This window comes from bacterium (assembly GCA_030654305.1).
Lineage (GTDB): Bacteria > Krumholzibacteriota > Krumholzibacteriia > LZORAL124-64-63 > LZORAL124-64-63 > PNOJ01.
On record JAURXS010000040.1, the window covers coordinates 1 to 2,281 of the forward strand.

Sequence of the window (2,281 nt, forward strand, 5' to 3'; positions counted from 1 at the left end):
CGTGCAGACCAGCAGCGAGACGATGATGGCCAGCGGCACGTCGCGCTGCGGCCGGCGCGCTTCTTCCGCGTGCGTGGACACCGAGTCGAAGCCCAGGAAGGCGAAGAAGATGATCGCCGCGCCGGCGAGCATGCCCACGGGCGTGCCTGCGGCCGAGGTCTGGCCGAACAAGGGCGTGCCGAAGAAACCGACGCCCGTCCAGCCGTAGGGGGCGAAATCGCGCGTCCAGTTGGCGGGGTCGACGTAGAACGCGCCGACGATGATCACGAAGAGCACCGCCGCCACCTTCACCCCGACCATCACCAGGTTGAAACGCGCGCTCTCGCGGATGCCCTTGACGAGCACGACGGTGACCGCGGCCACGACCAGCACCGCCGGCAGGTTGAACCAGGAGCCGGTGCGCACGAACTCCCCGGCCGCGGCGTCGTAGTGCAGCGCCGCGCCGCGCAGGCCTGCGGGCACCCGCCAGCCGAAGCCGGCGATCACCTCCTGGAAGTAGCTGGACCAGCCGTTGGCCACCGTGGCCGCGCCGACGGCGTACTCGAGGATGAGGTCCCAGCCGATGATCCAGGCGAACAGCTCGCCCAGGGTGGCGTAGGCGTAGGTGTAGGCGCTGCCGGCCACCGGGGCCAGCGAGGCGAATTCGGCGTAGCAGAGGGCGGCGAAGACGCAGGTGATCCCGGCCACGACGTAGGAGAGCATCAGGGCCGGCCCGGCGACGTTGCGCGCCGCCTCCCCGGTGGCCACGAAGATGCCCGCCCCGATGACCGCCCCGATCCCCAGGCTGGTCAGCGTCGCGGGACCCAGGCAGCGGCGCAGCCGCTGGTCGCCGGCCATGTCGTCGAGCAGGTCCTGCAGGGGCTTGCGGGCGAAGATCTGCCGGGTCACGGGGTCTCCTTCGCGGTCGGGGCGCCGGTCCGGCGGCGTCCGGAACATCGGAGTCTAGAGGGCCGGAACGGCCGGGGCAACCGCCGATCGCGCACGGCTTGCCGGGCCGGGCGAAAAGGCCTAGTGTACGGGGTCGCCGCGCCGATGCGGCCCACACACCATTCCCGCGGAGACACGCAGCATGGGCATCACCGAATTCGTCGCCGAGCACGCCACCGCGTTCATCGACGCCATGGGCTACGCCAGCGTCTTCTGGCTGATGGTGCTGGAGAGCATGGTCTTCCCGATCCCGAGCGAGGCGGTCATGCCCTTCGCCGGCTTCCTGATCACCACCGGGCGCTTCACGCTCTTCGGGGTCATCGTCGCCAGCACCCTGGGCAGCATCGTGGGCTCGCTGCTCTCCTACACCATGGGCGCCTTCGGCGGCGAGCCCTTCTTCCGCCGCTTCGGCAAGTACTTCCTGCTGGACATGCACGAACTCGAGGCGACGCAGCGGTACTTCCAGAAGCACGGCCAGATCACGATCCTCACCTGCCGCTTCATCCCCGTGGTGCGGCACCTGATCTCGATCCCGGCCGGGGTCGGGCGCATGCCGCTGCTGCCGTTCCTGGTCTTCACGACGATCGGCGCCGGGCTGTGGAACACCGCCCTGGCCCTGGCCGGCGCGGCGCTGAAGCAGAACTGGGAAGCGGTGATGGAGCACAGCCACGCCATCGACGTGGGCGTGCTGGTGGCCCTGGCCGTGCTGGCGGCGGTGTTCTTCGTGCGGCACTGGCGGCGGTGGAAGAAGCGGCAGGCCGCGTAGCCCCCGGCGTCGGGATCCGACCCGGACTCTCCTGGCATGCGAGGTCCCCCATGCAGCGAACCGTTACCATCGCGATCCTGGCCGTGGTGTGCGCGCTGTCCGCTCCCCCGGCCGCCGCGGCGGCCCTGCGCGTCGTCTACGGCACCGTCGTCAACGGGCAGGCGGCGCCCGAGGAGGGGCGCTTCGTCGTCGAGACGGCGGGCGGCATCGTCCGGGTGGGCAACGAGCCGGCGACGGGGTGGCGCGAGGGCGCGCCGCGCGAGACCTCCTACCTCGACTACGACACCGGCCGCACGTGGCAGACAGCGCTGCTGAAGGACGGCGAGCGCTGCACGGTGGAGACGGCCTTCGCGTCGCTGACGCCGCTGACGCCGACCGACGAGACGGCGACCATCCTCGGCCGCGCCTGCCGCAAGTCGACCTGCGAGATCCGGTCGAACCGGATCGAGGTCTGGCACACCGAAGGCGGCGACGAGCGGGGCACGCCGTCGACCAACCTCGTGGCGCCGCGGGGGCTGGTGCTGCGGATCGTGCGCAACGGGAACTACGAGATCGTCGCGCGGTCGATCGAGCCGGCGACGGGCGAGC

At 71.2% G+C, this 2,281-nt stretch carries 3 protein-coding genes; 2 read left to right on the plus strand and 1 reads right to left on the minus strand.

From position 1 onward, the window contains the following. Positions 1-837 (minus strand): amino acid permease (locus Q7W29_00905; GenBank protein MDO9170374.1); only part of this gene is annotated, 837 nt, incomplete at its 3' end. A gap of 232 nt (positions 838-1,069) precedes the next feature. Between Q7W29_00905 and Q7W29_00910 the strand changes: the two genes are divergently transcribed. Beyond that, positions 1,070-1,693 carry a DedA family protein gene (locus tag Q7W29_00910; GenBank protein ID MDO9170375.1) on the plus strand — a complete coding sequence of 208 codons (624 nt, stop codon included), beginning with the start codon at positions 1,070-1,072 and terminating at the stop codon, positions 1,691-1,693. A 50-nt stretch (positions 1,694-1,743) separates the two neighbouring features. Beyond that, the coding region (locus Q7W29_00915) for a hypothetical protein (GenBank protein MDO9170376.1) at positions 1,744-2,281 on the plus strand (538 nt) is incomplete at its 3' end.